The following is a 17,361-nucleotide window of genomic DNA, read 5'->3' on the forward strand; positions in this document are numbered from 1 at the left end:
TATTTCTTCTTGAGGTTAGCGGGGCACGAGGTGACGTGTGGGGAGTTTGTATCGGGGATCGAAGACAGAGTAAGGACTTAAGGTTTTTGAATCCTATTTGAAGGATAATCCAATTAGAAACTATATTGTAGGACTTCCGGAAACTATTATTTAGTAAATCCCATGATCTTTCTAATATGATCAGCATTTTCCCTAGAGGTCAATAATTCAAGCAGTTTCAATGCTACGTCAATGGCTGTAGATGGATTCCAAGAGGTGATTATGTTACCTTCAACAACAATTGGTTTATTCACAACATTAACACCAAATTCCCGCAGTTGGACCTGCCTAGTCCCATTACCCATGTTATAGGTAGTACCATTTTTCCCATTTAGTATTCCACTTTTGCCAACGGGCAATGCTGCTACACAAATGGTTGCAACTATTTTGCCTTCATTATGAAATGCTCTAATAAGATCAAGGAACATCTCATTATAAGCATCCTCATAAAAGCCGTATTTATTAGACCCGCCAGGAATAGCTAAAGCATCATATTCACTGACAACAACTTGATCAACCGTTATATCTGTCAGGATCTTTATGCCCCACGAACCTTCAACCTCTTTTCGGAGTCCGCAAGTAACCAGCTTTGTCGTTCCGTCCTCATCATCAAAATTCCAGCCCATTACATCGATAAAAACACTAGCTTCATAACTCTCAAAACCCTTTGCCAGTAATAATAGTACCTTTTTCATCATCATACCTCCATATGGTTAGTCCATAATTCCATTAGTAAGCACTTCGATGTTCTGTATGGTATAAGCTTGCTAGGTTGTTAATTCATGAAGACTTTCCTCGTATTAATTCCACAATTATCCTCAACTTCCTGCAATAAGAAGGCAAAAAGAGCGTCCAAAAACACTCAGTTAATTTTACCTCCAACGCCCTCCGGACAAAGGGCACCTCTGGTAATCCACATGCAAGACTCTGTACTTGACTGCTGGCTAGGCTTTATCATGGCAGTTATTTCTTCTTGAACTTAGCGAGGGAGCGAGGTTGGCGGTGGGTGATTGATATTAATGACGTATCTGCATTTTTCTCAAACCATAACTTTTGCTAATTCTTTGTTACAGTCGACTTAAATTGAAATACCCTCCCAAAGCCAATAAAGGTATCTGAAGGGTATTTCAAAAATTATAAAAACTAGTGATTATTTTCTAGAAACTCAAGAGCTAGCTTGTCAAATTCTCTACTATTACTGAACATAGCGGGATGTGAACCAGTTGGGTAGAAAACCAATTTCGAATTTCTCAACATATTGGAAAACGTTTTCAGACGAATTTCTATATCTCTGGTCAATTCATCTTGAAGACTTCCGGTTATTAATACTGGCACAGTTATTTCTGATAAATCACCGCAATAGAATCCCTTTCTGGATAGACTAGCCTGTTCGATCATTTCAGTATCAGCATCTATTACTCTTTTCCATCTCAACCCATGCATCAGAAGCCAAAATAGTATTGATCGAATATTCCCCTTCGCTTTTTCACGCTGGTCTCTCAGAGTAGCAACATCTTCATTCTTTAGTGAATCACCCGCAAAACTATCCGCAATGATTTTACCAATAAGCCATGGTTCTAATAGAGCCATATTTAAGGCAACCATAGCTCCCCCACTCGTACCGATTAGGTTTACTTCATTAAACTTCAACTTTTGACATAACTTAATGGCAACCCTGGCATTATAACACCAATAATCTACTGGGAACTCCTGCAACATTTCTGATTTACCATGCCCAGGATAATCTATTAAGACAACTCGGAATCGTTCGGCGTAGAATTTGACTTTTTGTGTAAACATCTTTGAAGAAGCGGTATTACCATGTAAGAACAACAAGGGTGTGTTACCCTTCCCAACTACTTTGTAATAAACATTGACGCCTTCGTATCTAAAAAAGGACATAAGTATCCCCTCTTCACTATCAATTTTAAAAAAAACAAATTTTTATATGTGAAGACGGTCTACCAAATCCCCATTACGAAGCCTCCTTCATTGTCTTCTATCCATATTGGATACCGCAAATTATCACATCGCAGTTCAAATTTAAATGTTCTACATGTTTTTGATAATTCCTCTTAATATACTTAAAATGACGCATCCCTCCAGCTTCCCAGTTCGGTGAGCGCCTTTGGATAGGTAAGGACATCCAATCCCGCCGGATTGCAAGACTCGGCACATAACTGCTGGCTATGCTTTATCAAGACGGCTATTTCAAACCGCATGTTCTTCTTTAACTTAGCAAGGCGCAAGTGGCGGGTTGATTTGGGATCAATGAGGTGGAATGAATTATCAACAAAACAGCTTATTTAGAGACCCCAGATAGGTGTTCATTCGTTTTAGACGGTACCTAGTTTTCTAATGATCCGATATTTCCCCGCATAATATTAGGCAAATTCTTTTGAACTTTTTGTTCGTCCCAATTCCACCATTGCAATTCTATTAATTTTGCTATTACATCTTGAGAGAAGCGTTTTCTAATTTCTTTAGCTGGTATTCCACCAACAATTGTATACGGAGGAACGTCCTTAGTTACAACTGCTCTTGTTCCTACAATTGCACCATCACCTATATGGACTCCTTGCATGATAACTGACTCATATCCAATCCAAACATCATTTCCTATTACGATATCACCATTATTATCCCAAGCATCTGTTATTTGGGCACTATCTAAGCCCCATTCCTCATAAAATAGCGGAAACGGGTAGGTTGAAAGAGAATTCAATCTATGATTTCCAGATGTAAACATAAATTTAGCTCCACAAGCAATAGAACAATATTTTCCAATAATTAATTTATCGTTGTTTAAAGAATAATGATATAAAACATTGTTGTTTTCAAATTTAGTTGGGTCATTTATGAAATCATTGTACATAGTATAATCCCCAACTATAATATTAGAATTTGTGATCGCAGGCTTTAAATAAATTGTTTCTTTATCACCAGTTCGTGGATATATTTTTTTACTGTTCATAATTCCCCCTGAAATGTAAATGCTTCTCTTTCGCATTTTCCTGGTAAATGTGCAACATGAATTAGTCCCCCCAACGCTCAAGACGAGGTGAATAGTAACTCGGCTATTAGTCCAGATTTTGACGGAATGTTTGTCCGAACCCCGGATATGACCGGTATTGTATTCCGAATACATCTACTTTCTTATCCAATACTTAATAAACATCCTGAAATAAAAGCGGCTTGTAATGCCCTTACTTCTTCTGTAAAGTGTACATGATCATAATAGATATCGTAACCCAGACTATTAGTAAATGAATATAAATCAAAGATAGGTATTTGATAATTATCCATTACTTTTCCTGCCAAATTGTTATAGATTAGGACATCTTTGCTATATCTTAAAAATCCTTCCAGTCTATGATTATGGATTCTATCAACAACTGGAGTAGTAGAGATCCAAAACACTCTTTGTGACATTTTCGAAGCGGCTTCGCAAATTTGGTTTAAATTATCTTCATACCGCTTTTTCTCGGTTTGAATTTGATTAGTGCTTCGGTCTACCCTTATATCATGTAAACCACAATTCATGAGCAAGATATCATAGCTTATACCTTTTTTATTTTCATCTCTTAAATACTCCAGAACCATATTACTGTCACCAGCATTAGCCCCGTTAGGTTGATCCAAATCCTCAAGAGCTTCACCAACCTGCCCTTTTTGTTGGTACTTAAACTTACTGCTAATCATATTCTTCAAAAAAGGGTTATAATGTATCGAGATGCTATCTCCGAGGACAAATACTGTTCTTTTCTCCATTACTATCTCCATACCATATTGCCGATAACGACATTTCTTCTCATGAAATAAATATTCTTTTGCAGTATTATCTTTAAATCTCGCAGTATCCTTTTACCCCCACCGACCTAATCAACCTCCGAAAGTGGCCTTCTTTTGGAATACGGGGGGATTAAATTTCTTCTGGAGTAGCCAGATACTTTTCATAGAATACTAACGTCACTTTGCTGTTAACAGGTTCCATTTTACCGGTTTGTTTGTAACCTAATTTCTCGTAAAGATGACGATTTCCAGCTTCCTGCAATAGAGTTTCTAGTTCCCAAACTCTTGCATCACAATATACCTTTTCTATTAGTTCAAAAACTTTCTGAGCAATCCCTTTTCCTTGGTATTCAGGTAAGATAAAAATAGGACTGACACGATAGCGTTGGTTACCCATTTTTACTATTCTAATACCGCCAACAGTAACACCGTCATTTTCTATAACATAATAGTCTGTAAAAGGCTGATTAATTCGGGTAATTATTTTCTCTATTAGCTCATTTGCAGGACTAGTCTCAAAGTCTTGATATTTTACTAATAATGGCACAAATGATTTTATCTGCATCTCATGAATGGCTTCTGCATCTTTCAACTCTGCTATAGTTAAAGATATGTTCATTAAACAATCCCTTCGTGTATTTTTTATACCCAGCTTTTCTCAATTCCCGTCCTTATCACCCTACCTCTTTTCGAAGTCACCCAGTATCCCTTCACCCCAACCATACCAATCTTCGAAAGGGACCTTCTTTTGAGAAACCGGTGAAATCGACTCGGCACTTGACAACCAGCTAACCTTTACACAATGGCGGCTTCTTGAACTTGGCAAGGGGGGCAAGTGGCCGGAATAAGCAAGCGTTTTTATGGCTGTGGTAGCCATTCTTCCTTCAATACACCATAACTCACGGAATCGTAATATTGATTATCAACAATCCTTGCCTTCCTATAAACAGCTTCCTTTATTAACCCTAATTTCTCCGCCAGTTTCATCATTCTTTCGTTTCCAGACCAAGTTGACAATCCAAGTCTTACGAGTTTTGGATTGTCTGCAAACACTTCATCAATCCACATTTTTAAGGCTTTATAGCCTATACCATTTCCCCAATAATTCTCATTAAAAATTACAATTCCAACCTCCATCCAGAGAGTTTCTTGTGATTTCCAATACCAATTTACTTGACCGATTATTTCATCCGTATCTTTATTCACTATTATCTTCTTATTCTTGAGAACGTTTCTTTCCCCTTTTAGTAACCGTGTTTTATAATCTTCGATCTGTTTGCTTAGTTCTTCTTCGTTACTCTTTCCGTAATATGGACCATTGAATTTATGAAATTCACGCGACGGAAGATTCCAGTAAAAATAATCCTCTAAATCCTTAATTTCCAATTCCCTTAGAATTATATTAATCGGCTTTGTCATTTTGTCTCCTTCGAAAATTTCTTTCGGTTGATCTATAAATACAAGTCTTTACTAACTCACCGTTCCACACCTCAATGTTCCGGCTAGAAGTGCCACCTTCTGTAACTCCACACCCATTGACCACCAGCTACCCTTTAAACAAGTCGGCTTCTTGAACTTGGCGAGGGGGCTTGGCTGGGTTTAACTCTTTTGCGACACTAACGCTGCCAAACCCCGTCGTTGCCGGTGTCCATGTTATTATCAGGAAAACCGTCACCGGATGAGAGTTGGTTAGAGTATTGCGGGCAAAATCGCACGGCGTGAACGGGTAATGCCCTCGGGAAATTGTCTATCAAGATTGGAGATTATGAGATGCTAACGAAAACCATATCTTATAATTTGGTCCATAATGACCGGATTACTTAAAATAAAGTAACCTAAAATAATAAGCACAGACGAACCAATAGCCAAACTGATCCTTGCAAAAATAATGCTATCTTTCTTAATAATAGGGAACAAGACTATTAACAAAGTTCCTAGGCATAAAGTTACCAATATGGTTAGTTTCGCAACAAAGGATTCCCACATGTTTAACCCTTCTCTCTTACAACAATATGGAAATAAAATGCCTGAACTTAGCAAGGCGCACTTTCAATTAATAACAAGCAATACCCTCAATTTGCACTAAGCAATTTTCACTGACAAAATCAGAAGTAATTACGGTTCTTACTGGGTAATTATCTGTCTTAAAATATTTGGTCCACACGCTATGCATGTTATGAAAATCTTTGATATCTCTTAGTATCACAGTTAATTTGACGATATTCTTGAGAGTAAGTTCTATTTTTTCTAATGACTCGGAAAGATTCATTAATGTTTGCTCAATTTGCTGTTCAATTGTGGTTAGCAAATTACCATCTTTGTCCACAACTCCTCCAAAATGGCCTATATATACTGTATCGTTATTAATTACAAATGTTGACAACTCATATCCATCGTAAGGCGGAATTACTACTCTTCTAATCACTTAAATACCTCCATTAATTAAAGAACGCACGTTCCCTTCATTTACTATTATTATTCATCCTGACTTTTTACCCTCATGTCCCAAGCGCCCCCACCATCAGAATCCCCCGCACCACGCAAGACTTGCGGTACTCAACTGCTACCTAGGCTTTATCAAGACGGCTTCTTGAACTTGGCAAGGGGGGCAGAAGTGGGCAGGGTTGGGAAATCGATGAGGTGGCCGTCTATAATTCAACTGTTCCAAAGATTTGAACCAAATGATGATCCATATGCCTCAGATAATCTTCAATCAGCTCCGAAAAAGTAAAGAATTTATTATCCCCATCATCACATAGGTACGACAATTTCTCTTCTGGAATCTTTGATATAATTCTAACAATTTGTCTATTTATAACAATCCAAAATCCAACGACATCATCCGTTGGCATATTCTGATAGTCATTAATTAATACCCATTCATTTTGTTTATATGACACAACAACAAACGGTTGCTCCTCAAATTGAATCCTGATAAATCTATGGTAATTGTTTGTTGCAGAATCACATAAATGCCCAAGAATTTCTTTCTTAGACCATTTGTCCATTGGCTTAGATGAAAATTCTTCTTCCGAAAACCGATTTGCCTTAATTGGAAGTACTTCGATTAAGTAATTTAACCTTTCGATAATCTTTTTCATTCCTTATTCCTCACATATAAATATTCTTCGAAAAGGGCCTTCAACCAGTAAAACTACTTGAGCTTCTTTTTAAACCCTTTATGAGACTGCTATATCCTGCCGATTCATAGAATTTACAGGCGTCAGTTCTATTTGTTTCCGTTACAAGTATCACTTGAGTACAATTTCTTTTAGTAGCAATCTCCTCAAGCTTGGATATTAATTCTTTTCCTACCCCTTTATTCCTATAATCCTTATTAACGATCATATTCTCAAGAACTAAAAATGGTCTACAATCCCCATATAGTTCCCCACAGATAACCCCCATTACTGAACCAATTAGCTGATTATTTTCAACAGCACTGAGCAAAATGTGCGAACCTTCTTTTAGGAATTGGTTATATTTTTGATACATTGTATCAACACAAGAGTCTTCATTCCAAAATTGCTTATATAAATTAGCCAATTGAGGGATGTCCCCAATAACCATTTCACGGACTATCATCTTATCTTTAATCCTTTCTGTCCGAATAGATATAAAAAGTTTTCCACCAGTATCCCTTCACTCCCACCTACAAATCAACTCCCGAAAGGGGCCTTCTTTTGGAAATCGGGGGATTTAAATTCCTTCATGACACACCGGAAGCGAGTGGGTAGAAGGACTGCACCGTTTCTCAGGCAAAACACCAGCCCTTATTCGAATCTTAAGGAAGAATTTGTTTTACTCGGCCAACAATCCCATTAATAAGTCGAACTTTTATTCCATGTGGATGTGTAGAAGAATTCGTTAGAATATCTTTAACTATTCCTTCTGTCAGTTTTCCTGTTCTTTCTCTTTAGCCCCTTAATGAACTTGGACAGATCAACTCTCTATTGATAAAATTATTTTAGAGAGGATGGTTTGGGTGACTAGGCATAATTATTCATCAAAATTGAAAGACAAAGTAATTAAGGAGGCTCTTGAAACAGGTAACTGTGCTCTCGTAGCAAGAAGGCATGAAATTGCTGAATACACAGTTAGGGACTGGGTAAGAGCACATAAAACAACAAAGAATAGCAAAAATTCTTCAGATAAAGATACTGCCAATAATTCATCTGGTACGAACGCAGCCTCACTTGAACAATTAAGTGAATCTCAAGAGAATGAACGGCTAAAAAAGATTATTGGAGAAAAGGATCTTGAAATTGCTATTCTTAAAGATTTGCTAAAAAAAAACGAACCCACACTTACGGCTCAAGATGTTGCTACAACAATTTCCAGTTCGTTGCTTCGACGGAAACTCTATAAACAAGTGGAAAAATTAATCATTCGAACGGATAATGGACCGCAGTTTATAAGCAGGGCATTTGGTGAATTCTGTGCAGCACACAACTTGGAGCATGAGCGAATTCCTGTTAAAACACCTAATAAAAATGCTCATATCGAATCTTTTAACTCTATTTTGGAAGATGAATGCTTATCTCGTTATGTGTTTCAGTCTTATGAAGAAGCCTATAAAATTGTATCTGAATTCATAAAGCACTATAATCGAAACCGAATTCATTCAAGCATTCGCTATTTGACCCCAGAGGAATGCTATAAGGCCTCTTTGAAAGGTACTATGGTTTTCAAAGCAGTAAGGTTATGAGCTATCCTAGCAAGCTTTACAATGAGGGTGGGCGTGATAGGCTTTATCGCCAGACGGCATAAGCGAAGCCATTGCCGGCCAGCCATCGAACATCACGCCCACGGAGGCTCATTGTCAAGCTTGCGGATTTATACAAAGAACTGGATAACTATGAAATCTGGAGTATCCCTATGAGAAAGTTATGTAAGAGGGGGATTTGTCCAAAATAAAGGGGTCAAGCCGTTTTCACCGGTTGTCGGGCAGGAGGGATTACTATTACTTCAGATTTTGGTTGTTCATTTTCCATAGTATCACATTCGCCTTATGAACTCCTCGCTCTGATGATAAGTAGTCTAAATTGCTCAGCAATTAATTAATCAATAAGGTCATTTTGGAATCTTGAAAGATGCTCGTACGGAAGAATTAATCTTCCACGGTAGAGGCCACAACCATCGTTAATAAGGGAATTATTCACTGCTGAAAACATATTTACATCTAATTTTGATAATTCAAGCTGCTGCAACATGATACCTCTTTCATAAGCATCATCAAAATAAATATTTTCTCCTTTTGGAATTGCATCTCGTTTAGCTCTTTCCCTTTCCTGTCGCTTTTCGTAACCTAAATGATTGGCATGACCAATTTCAGCAAAATCGTCCATTTCTTTTGTACGAAGTTGTACTTCCACATAACAACGGGCAATGTTATCATAAAATGTTATATGTAGCGAACGATAGCCACTATACTCTGGATTTGCAACATAATCTCTATAGTATGGGCTTACGCTATCTCTTAACAAGGACGATTTTTTCTGACCCGTAAATGAAGCCAATTCTGCGGTAAATCCGCGTTCCTCAAGGAAACCAAGCAACTTGTTGGCAACATCATATAGATATTCATTTTCTTCATCCGCGCAAATCTCACCTTCTTTTAGATGACATTTGGGAAGAGAAATCACGATTCTGTATGCAATCAGGTCCCGAAAACAGTTTAAATAGTTTTTCAGTTCAGGAAGAGACGGGTAATTGCCGTGTTCAATATAATACTCATAAATATATTCTACGATGTATCCGTTAAATTTTGCTTCCGCGCGTATCAGAGATTTAATTCGGCCCTTAAAAGTAAATGCAAGAAAAGGATATTCATTTGCCATAAGTTTATAGAATTCCCGAATCCGCTGAGACTGCGAAGTCAGGAATTCGTTGTGCTGCAAAAGTTCCGCAATTTGAAGCAGAAAATTACAGTGCAAAAGATCAATCTGATTATGAGTTTCTTTCGCCGACTGTTTCAAATCCTCAGCATATCTCTGTAATATCTTAAGAACGGTATCGCCTGAGTATAAATAATCATTTAATTTTTTCATTATAATTTTTTGCATCTGTTCAATTTTTTCATAGTACAATGTCCCCTTTGTCAAGACAATGTTTTTCAGTTTTATCGTGAACCTGATATTTCCAATTGTTATGTGTTGATAACGGGTAATAGTGTGGAATCGTCTCTTACTGAAATCACATGATCCATAGACTTAAGCCGCTTTTCTTCCTAAGTAGACTTCTTTCGGAGTCAGGTAGTTATGTGTCTGATGTGGTCGTTCGGTATTGTATTCTCCGATGTATTCTCGAAGTCCCATTCTCAGAGCTTTCGGTGTCAGATATTCATATGGGTAGATTCGCTCAGTTTTCAGACTCCTAAACCAGAGCTCGATGATAACATTATCAACCCAACGAGCCTTGCCATCCATGCTCTGTCTGATGCTAGCCGCTTTTAGATGCTCTGAGTACTTATCACTTGTAAACTGACTGCCCTGGTCGGAATTGATAATTTCCGGTTTGCCATATTTGATGATGGCTTCTTTAACCGCAGCCAAGACCGGTGCTGTGTCGAGCGTATCTGATAGTTCCCATCCTACAATGTAACGACTGTACCAGTCGATGATGGCGGTTAGATACATATGGCTTCTGCCCATCCTGATGTAGCTGATGTCAATTGACCACACCTGGTTTGGCCGATTAATCACAAGATTTCTTAACAGATACGGATATATTTTATGTTGCATATTGCGCTTGGATAGGTTTGGTTTTGGATAGACGGCATAGATTCCCATTTCATCCATACAGCGCTTGATGAATTTACGACCAACTTCAATGTGATCCTCGTTCTGCAGCTTGATGCGCAGTTTCCTTACTCCGAGATATGGCATCTTTGTATGCCAGTAGTCAAGCCTATTTTTAATCTCATTTTCGCGATCTCTATCAGGTTCTGCCGGCGTATAGTAGACACTAGTTCTGTTAACTTCAAGCAGCTCACACTGCTTGCTAACCGGGAGTTTATCATTTCTTGAAACCAGACTTAGTCTCCCAGTCGGTCCCAAGCACTTGCTTAGATCTTTTTTTAAGCCAGTCATTCTCAATTGTGAGTTGACCGACCTTTGCCATGAGTTCATTTCGTTCCTCATCCATCGCTCGTTCTTTGGCATGAAGATCTTTCTCTTGTTTGCTCTCTGAAAACACTTTTACAGCGTTTTCCAAAAATTCCTTTTTCCAGTTTCGTAATTGATTAGGACTAAGCTCATGTTCGTCTGCAAGTTCGCCGATCTGTTTTTCTTCTCTGAGAATTTCCAGTACGACTTTTGTTTTGAATTCAGCGGTAAATTGCCTTCTCCCCATTTTAAGTGAACCCTCTTCCCCGATAGTTTCCTGTCTTTTATTATATCAGGTTCACTTAAAACCCCGGAAATTTTGTCTTGATTCATGGGTACATTATAAGTAAAGCTGTTAGTTCAGGTGGATAATGAAAAACTTCCTGTACTCCCATCAAATGTCACTCCTAAAAAAATATATATTTTAAAACAGTTTCATTGGGTGCGAATGTCAAGAAAAAAGTGAGCCATTCGCCAGGAAAAATTTGATCCACTAACGCCAGTAAAAAGGTGATCCATATTAGTGAAAACGCTGGAAGAATATTGAGCCACTTACTGGTATAGATATGCGCCTGTAAAATCGGAAAGAGGGCGTAGCCCGAATGGAGATTTTACAGGCGCGCGCGGCTAAGCTCCATGCCTGTATTCACATAGTTTGTTTAGCCAATGTCTGCTCTAATCGGTAAGAATCCTTCACATTCATGTTTAATACGTGGGATCGGAAGGTTACTCTGTCAATCAATGCTGCAACCATAATTTCGTTCTCAAATAGCTCTGTCCAACGTGAGAATTCTAGATTGGTGGTTAAGATTATACTCCCCCTTTCGGAACGTTCCGATATCACCTGAAACAACATTTCGGATTGGTGACGGTTGAAGGTAAGATAACTGAGTTCATCGATGATCAGTAAGTCGATCTTAGCCAGACTTTTTTCAAGTTTTGACAACCGGTGAAACTGAATAGCCTCTGCAAGTTCATTCGCCAAGTTGATCGCCGAATAGAATTTCACATTAAATCCTGCGTAGCAGGCCTTCATGCCTAGTCCTATGGAAAGATGGGTTTCCCCGCACCGGGGGTACCGATCATTACAATGTTTTGTCGGTTTTTAATATAATCACAAGAGGCAAGCTCCCATATGTAGGAGTCCGATATATGTTCAAGACGTTCATATTTAAATTCATCAAGAGTCTTCATGACTGGAAAGCAAGCTTTTTTAATCCTGCGTCTTTGCCCAGCAACCTGTCGCTGTGAAACCTCAAGTTTCATGGTCTCACAGAGAAATTGGTCATATCCGTCACCAGGAGAGAGCTGCCGGACAACGTTTTCATAGCTTACAAATGCAGGTGTTCTGAGTTGCTTGGCATAAAGCTTGATGCTCTCTTTAACAGGGTTGATTTCATGGGCCCCACTCATACCGCAGCCCCCCTGTTCATCAGAACGTTATACTTTTCAAACTGAGGCTTGGGCACTGGAATATCTATTTCTACAGGTATCTTTTCAGGTGTATTAATCGGCGTTAGAAAAGCTCGTATCTGATCGACCGATAGTTCAGGACTTTTCAGAGAGGCTATTGCTCCCAGAACCTTGTCCTCTCCATAGTCAACACAAAGCCTTAGCAACTTGACCATTTCGCGCGGGCTAGAAAGCCGTCTGCCGATCTCTAGCAATTGTGTTGTTAGGGTGCTTTTTACGGGCTTGGCATTGAAAACACTGCGAGGACGCTTTTCAATCAAGTCTATGTAGTGTTCAAGCCGATATTTGGTTTGTCCTCGTTCGTAACAGCGGGGATACCTGGCTATCTCAGCATTTCTGTATATCATCACTATCTCGTTACCGTAGCCCTTAATACTGATTTCTTTGTCAGCGTACTTAACCGGCACGGAGTAGTGGTTGTAATCAAATCTCACCGTTGAAAAATCACTCACTCTTTGTGTTATGCTCTTGCTTGGGTCAAATCTATATCGTGGCAGGGATGTCAGCATGACTCTGGTGGTCATGGACATCTCACCGACGGTCTGCTCACGGCCTGTTATCTTATGTTCACGGTATCTTAAGCACCTGCGCAGTATTTCTGTATTTAGTTCGTCAATCGTTTCTACTCGAGGTATGGGCACTAAAACATTGCGCCTCACCCAGCCCACAAGTCCCTCGACGAGTCCTTTCTCATGCCCCGCCGCTATATTACAAAAGTCGCATTGAAAGGCATAATGTGCGGCCAACGCAAAGTATCTGTCTTGGGCTTTGGCATGAATCCCGAACCCTTCCTTAACGGCTACTTTGGCATTGTCAAATATTATCCGTTTTGGAGCACCTTCAAAATAGTCAAAGCCGGTGATTTGAGCTTCGAGGAAACTCTCCTCGTTCTGGCGGTAATATGCCCGGCAGTAAATATCGGCACTGTAACACTCCCGCATACAAAACAGGTTCAACTTCGTCTTTTTACCACTGATGTATGCGGTTGCTTCGCCCCAATCAATCTGAATCGCTTCTCCCGGATCATAAGATAATAGGACGAATACTTTTGCCTGTTTGCCTTTTAGTTCCGCTACGATTTCCCGGATAGTTGATTCGCCACCCTTGAAGTCTTTCTCTTCCACGAGGCGGTCATATATTCGCTTAGCAGTATGTTTCTGTTTCTTAATATTTTCTGTTTCATCAATGGCCAGGCAGTTCTTGATAAAATCCATTACCTCATCAGTAACCACATATCGCTGACGACCACTTGTTCCTTGACGTACCCAGGGGACCTGTGATCCTTCACAGTATTTTTTAACCGTATTACGTGATATCTCGAGCATCTTAGATATTGTCCTTTGTGACTTACCCTCATGTACATGCAAATAGCGTATCTTTTCGTAAATATCCACTTCTATTGACACCCTTTCTCCCCCTGTACGTCAGCTTTTCTCTCTTCTGAACTATACAGGTTTTTTCATAGAAGTGGCTCACTTTTTTCCTGGCGTTTCCCTTATTTTTGGCTCACTTTTATTTTAGCGTTTATACATTGGGAACATTAGCCAAATTACATTTATTATAACTTACTATAATAAATGTTTCTATATTTTTAACCAAATGATTTGAGGAATTATTATTAATCACCCATATTAAAAAGCACCTGCCTTCAAGCAGATGCCCTTTAATAAAAGTGTCTCCCCCGATTCGTTCTGTTTCTATTTATTCAAGGCATTCATGCAAATACCATATTGCTTTTAGTAGCGGTGCTATTGTCATAACCTTTTTTAACTATTTTTTTAAAAATACACTAGGTACTACTGGCATACCACACCACTCAGCAATACTATTGTACTTTCCAGCCATATCTTGTAAAATTGAATATCCATGTTTTATTCCATTCATGACCTTCCCCATTGAAGTTTCTGATTCACCGACTTCCTCTAAGAATCGCTTAATTTTATTTAAAGCTCCAGACTTAATGATTTCGTCTTTCGTTTGTGCTGAATCAAGTTTTTCTATACTCGATTCAATCTTTTTAAAATCAGCAATAATAACCGGGTCAACGGTAACTAGCTCATCTTTCAAATCATTTAAACATCCTTGTAACTCATTAATTGAGTTTCTAATTCCAATCGTTATAGTGTTAACATTTGAAGCATTCGCATTTGTGCTAATTACAGGCGCATTGGTAAATATAGGATTTATATTTATCTCAGTCATTTCATTTATCCTTTCTCTTTTTGTCTGAATTCCGTCCAATAACATGATTATATCGACCATTTTGAGGGATACTTTGCATCTGTCTTCATTTATACCATGTGATTCTAATTTACTCAGATACTTAAAGTCATGAAGGTAACTGCAATAAGGGCTACAGTTACATAATACTTTTTCCGTAAAATCAATTTTAGGAATGCTCTTATGTATTTGCTCAAAAGTACTCCTTACAATAGCTAAAAGATCACGACGATTTCTATTGTTTTTACCGCTCACCCTAATTTCAATATATCTTTCTGTTATACTATCACGAAGTCGTACAAGGCAATATGCGTCTTTATATTGAAGATACGCGCCTTTCCTCCAACACATTTTCAAACCAGTATAATCAATTAAATATGTATGAGCTTTAACAATGAAACGGGTCATGATGCCCGCTGGTAGAAAATTATAATCGAATCTGAAATTCAAAGTGGATTCCATCAAAAATTCTAACGCCATAGTTTTCTCTGTATTTTCAAGCAATTCTGCTACAAGAAAAGTTCTATTGTTGTCAACAACAAAAGATAGCTGGAAATTCTCCATAAGCTTAAGAATATATGGATAAGTATTTTCAGGGTAAATTAGCCTATTATCCCATATCTTTGGTAAATCATCGTAGTATAATATTCCGTTACGATCTTTTAAAGTATTAGCCTGAGCATCCAAGATTCTATATACTGCATCTGTTCCCCATTCTGGACTAAGAATAATAATATTTCTAAGTAATATATCTTCATGAAAATATAGTACTACACCTAAATCGTGAAGATATTTTATTAGACTTAGTGCCTCATCGCTCCCTATCATGTGTTTCGAACAAATATCAATGTAATGATTATAATTAATAATTTTCTTTGTTATTGACAATACTTCTAATTCTTCTCTAACTTTTACCCAAGATGAAAACCACAAAGTTTCCATTAATGGGAGATTTTTGGCCTGATTAATTATTTCTTGCCTCAAAAGTTCAATATTGGTATTATCTTGGCAACTAACATTATAGGACGCTACAATTTGGGGAAAGCGTGTCACCAAATCATTAATATCAATATATCTTATATTCTTTCTGTTTTCATCACATTTGTTGATCACAATTATTATAGGACTGTCGTTTGCAAATGATTGTATTGTATTGAGCCAATAATCAATACGACCATATTCCTCTTCCTGACGTGCATCCCAAACAAAAATATAGAGTGACCGCTTTGTTAGAAAAAATTGATGTGTACAATGATAAATTTCTTGCCCCCCAAAATCCCATGCATTAAGCTTATATTCTTTGCCCTCAGATTCAAAACACCAATGAGCAATATCAATTCCTTCAGTTGATACACTTTCAACATATTGGTAATTTATAATACGGTTCAACAAGCTAGTTTTTCCAACACCCCCTTGTCCAACAATAACCATCTTAGATTCGTGAAGGATAACTTTGTCTTCTTCATTCTGGTAACGAAGAATATAGTCAATAACTTGAGCAGGGGTTTGATTAAATATTTCAGGTGGTATACTTTCAGTGATTGGCGACTTCTCCAAATCCAATTTCTCGAGATTTCTTAACGTTCCTAGTGAAGCAGGGATTTTCACTATATTACTGCGTCCTAGATACAACACTTTTAACTTTTTAAGATCACCTATGTTTTCAGGAAGTGTTGTAATTGCAGAATCGGGTAAATATAATTTTTCCAATTCTTGCAATTTGCCAATATCTTCAGGTATATAAGAAAATGAGTTATTGATCGCTAATTTACTTAAATTTTTTAATTGGCATACTTCCTCAGGGAATTTGTCAAAGATTGCTCCATTGAGGTTTATAGCTAATAGGTTACTAAGATCAGAAAACTCCTTTGGTAAATATTTTATCCCAGTTTCGTACAAGCTTAAATGAGTAAGATTTTTTAAATTTCCAATTTCCGAAGGTAAAGTGATATATTCATTAGTAGAATCTTTCTGTGTATCCTCTCTAAGTTTTCCACTGTTACCTAAGTCTAGAATCTCCAAATCTATGAGAATACCTATTTCTGGAGGAACCTCTCTTAATCCACACATAGAGAGGTCCAAAGCCTTCCATTTATTCTCTTTGGCTTCATTTATTAATTTCAGCAATTCTTCAGGAGTTAAAATGTCATACGTCCTTTTGTACGGCAAAATTGATTCTATATCCTGAAAAATATCTAGTCCTTCTAAATCCCAATCAAAGTCAACATCAACATTCTCATCCGTTTCATAATATTCAAAATGATCGTCTTGATCATCAATTATGGGTGGTGATTCTTGCTTCATATGAGATCTCCCCTTTCTAGAGCATTAAATTAGAATATAGAAACAAATCCATTTGCTAGACCCCCTGCCACCATCGGCACCATCAAAAAATGAAAATGGGTTTGTTTAGGGTAGACATAAGCTGCATCATGGTTCCAAGTTAATATGCCGTAGTAACTCGACATCATTATTGGTTAGTTGTTTTCCAAGCACCCAATACCACACTCTAATTTATGCATTCTGCATTTTTCTTATATTTCCTCCCAAGAAAACGGAAATAATCCATAAAAAAAACAAAAAGAGCCAGATCGTCCAAAAAAGAACAATCTGGCAATACAAATGAACTCTGTTCCCACAAACACTCTGTCACCATAATAAGAACATGCTCTTCTCAAACCCGCTCATACCAGGGCTTTCATTCAACCCCGATATAGCACTATTATCGTCT

Annotated in this window: 13 protein-coding genes and 3 pseudogenes; 1 reads left to right on the plus strand and 15 read right to left on the minus strand. The window is 37.9% G+C overall.

The genetic code is table 11. The features are described 5' to 3' along the window. Nucleotides 1-146 precede the first annotated feature (146 nt). The 10 genes and pseudogenes from VZF35_RS07690 to VZF35_RS07735 form a co-directional block, all read right to left on the minus strand. A complete protein-coding gene (locus VZF35_RS07690; RefSeq protein WP_407312482.1) occupies nucleotides 147-734 on the minus strand; it encodes a DJ-1/PfpI family protein in 588 nt (195 codons plus the stop codon). 448 nt (nucleotides 735-1,182) lie between these two features. Continuing rightward, nucleotides 1,183-1,941: an alpha/beta fold hydrolase gene (locus VZF35_RS07695; RefSeq protein WP_407312484.1), complete on the minus strand. Its 759-nt coding sequence runs from the start codon at nucleotides 1,939-1,941 to the stop codon at nucleotides 1,183-1,185. 445 nt (nucleotides 1,942-2,386) lie between these two features. Beyond that, the gene (locus VZF35_RS07700) at nucleotides 2,387-3,013 is read right to left on the minus strand and encodes a CatB-related O-acetyltransferase (RefSeq protein WP_407312486.1); all 627 of its coding nucleotides are present in this window, start codon (nucleotides 3,011-3,013) and stop codon (nucleotides 2,387-2,389) included. Between the two features lie 182 nt (nucleotides 3,014-3,195). Next, nucleotides 3,196-3,810, minus strand: a complete 615-nt coding sequence (locus VZF35_RS07705; protein WP_407312488.1) for an SGNH/GDSL hydrolase family protein — start codon at nucleotides 3,808-3,810, stop codon at nucleotides 3,196-3,198. Between the two features lie 151 nt (nucleotides 3,811-3,961). Continuing rightward, nucleotides 3,962-4,450 (minus strand): GNAT family N-acetyltransferase, encoded by a 489-nt coding sequence (locus tag VZF35_RS07710; RefSeq protein ID WP_407312490.1) that lies wholly within the window; start codon nucleotides 4,448-4,450, stop codon nucleotides 3,962-3,964. A 239-nt stretch (nucleotides 4,451-4,689) separates the two neighbouring features. Beyond that, nucleotides 4,690-5,250, minus strand: coding sequence for a GNAT family N-acetyltransferase (locus VZF35_RS07715; RefSeq protein ID WP_407312492.1), 561 nt, complete (start codon nucleotides 5,248-5,250; stop codon nucleotides 4,690-4,692). A gap of 634 nt (nucleotides 5,251-5,884) precedes the next feature. Continuing rightward, nucleotides 5,885-6,256, minus strand: a complete 372-nt coding sequence (locus VZF35_RS07720; protein WP_407312494.1) for a RidA family protein — start codon at nucleotides 6,254-6,256, stop codon at nucleotides 5,885-5,887. A gap of 223 nt (nucleotides 6,257-6,479) precedes the next feature. Continuing rightward, entirely contained in the window at nucleotides 6,480-6,932 is a 453-nt protein-coding gene (locus VZF35_RS07725; RefSeq protein WP_407312496.1) for a DinB family protein, read from the minus strand. 53 nt (nucleotides 6,933-6,985) lie between these two features. Further along, a pseudogene (locus VZF35_RS07730) lies at nucleotides 6,986-7,416 on the minus strand (GNAT family N-acetyltransferase). A gap of 199 nt (nucleotides 7,417-7,615) precedes the next feature. Beyond that, nucleotides 7,616-7,744: pseudogene (locus tag VZF35_RS07735) on the minus strand (YwbE family protein); the annotation flags it as partial. A 63-nt stretch (nucleotides 7,745-7,807) separates the two neighbouring features. On the opposite strand from VZF35_RS07735, the gene VZF35_RS07740 reads away from it, so the two are divergent. Then, nucleotides 7,808-8,539: an integrase core domain-containing protein gene (locus tag VZF35_RS07740; RefSeq protein WP_407312498.1), complete on the plus strand. Its 732-nt coding sequence runs from the start codon at nucleotides 7,808-7,810 to the stop codon at nucleotides 8,537-8,539. Between the two features lie 352 nt (nucleotides 8,540-8,891). Here VZF35_RS07740 and VZF35_RS07745 read toward each other — a convergent pair whose 3' ends face one another. From VZF35_RS07745 to VZF35_RS07765, 5 genes and pseudogenes are all read right to left on the minus strand, one after another. Continuing rightward, on the minus strand, nucleotides 8,892-9,881 hold the full coding sequence (locus VZF35_RS07745) for a guanosine polyphosphate pyrophosphohydrolase (RefSeq protein ID WP_407314524.1): 990 nt from the start codon (nucleotides 9,879-9,881) through the stop codon (nucleotides 8,892-8,894). 162 nt (nucleotides 9,882-10,043) lie between these two features. Next, a protein-coding gene (locus VZF35_RS07750; protein ID WP_407312500.1) for an IS3 family transposase occupies nucleotides 10,044-11,184 on the minus strand; the annotation gives its coding sequence in 2 pieces (ribosomal slippage) (nucleotides 10,044-10,902 and nucleotides 10,901-11,184; 1,143 coding nt in all). Nucleotides 11,185-11,583: 399 nt separating this feature from the next. Continuing rightward, nucleotides 11,584-12,350: pseudogene (istB, locus tag VZF35_RS07755) on the minus strand (IS21-like element helper ATPase IstB). After that, complete coding sequence (gene istA, locus VZF35_RS07760; protein WP_407312502.1) at nucleotides 12,347-13,816, minus strand: IS21 family transposase; 1,470 nt, start codon at nucleotides 13,814-13,816, stop codon at nucleotides 12,347-12,349. Before istA ends, istB begins: the two are co-directional and overlap by 4 nt. Nucleotides 13,817-14,180: 364 nt before the next feature. After that, the gene (locus VZF35_RS07765; protein ID WP_407312504.1) at nucleotides 14,181-16,934 is read right to left on the minus strand and encodes a COR domain-containing protein; all 2,754 of its coding nucleotides are present in this window, start codon (nucleotides 16,932-16,934) and stop codon (nucleotides 14,181-14,183) included. Nucleotides 16,935-17,361: the final 427 nt, after the last annotated feature.

This window comes from Desulfosporosinus paludis (genome assembly GCF_045689965.1).
Taxonomy (GTDB): Bacteria; Bacillota; Desulfitobacteriia; order Desulfitobacteriales; family Desulfitobacteriaceae; genus Desulfosporosinus; species Desulfosporosinus paludis.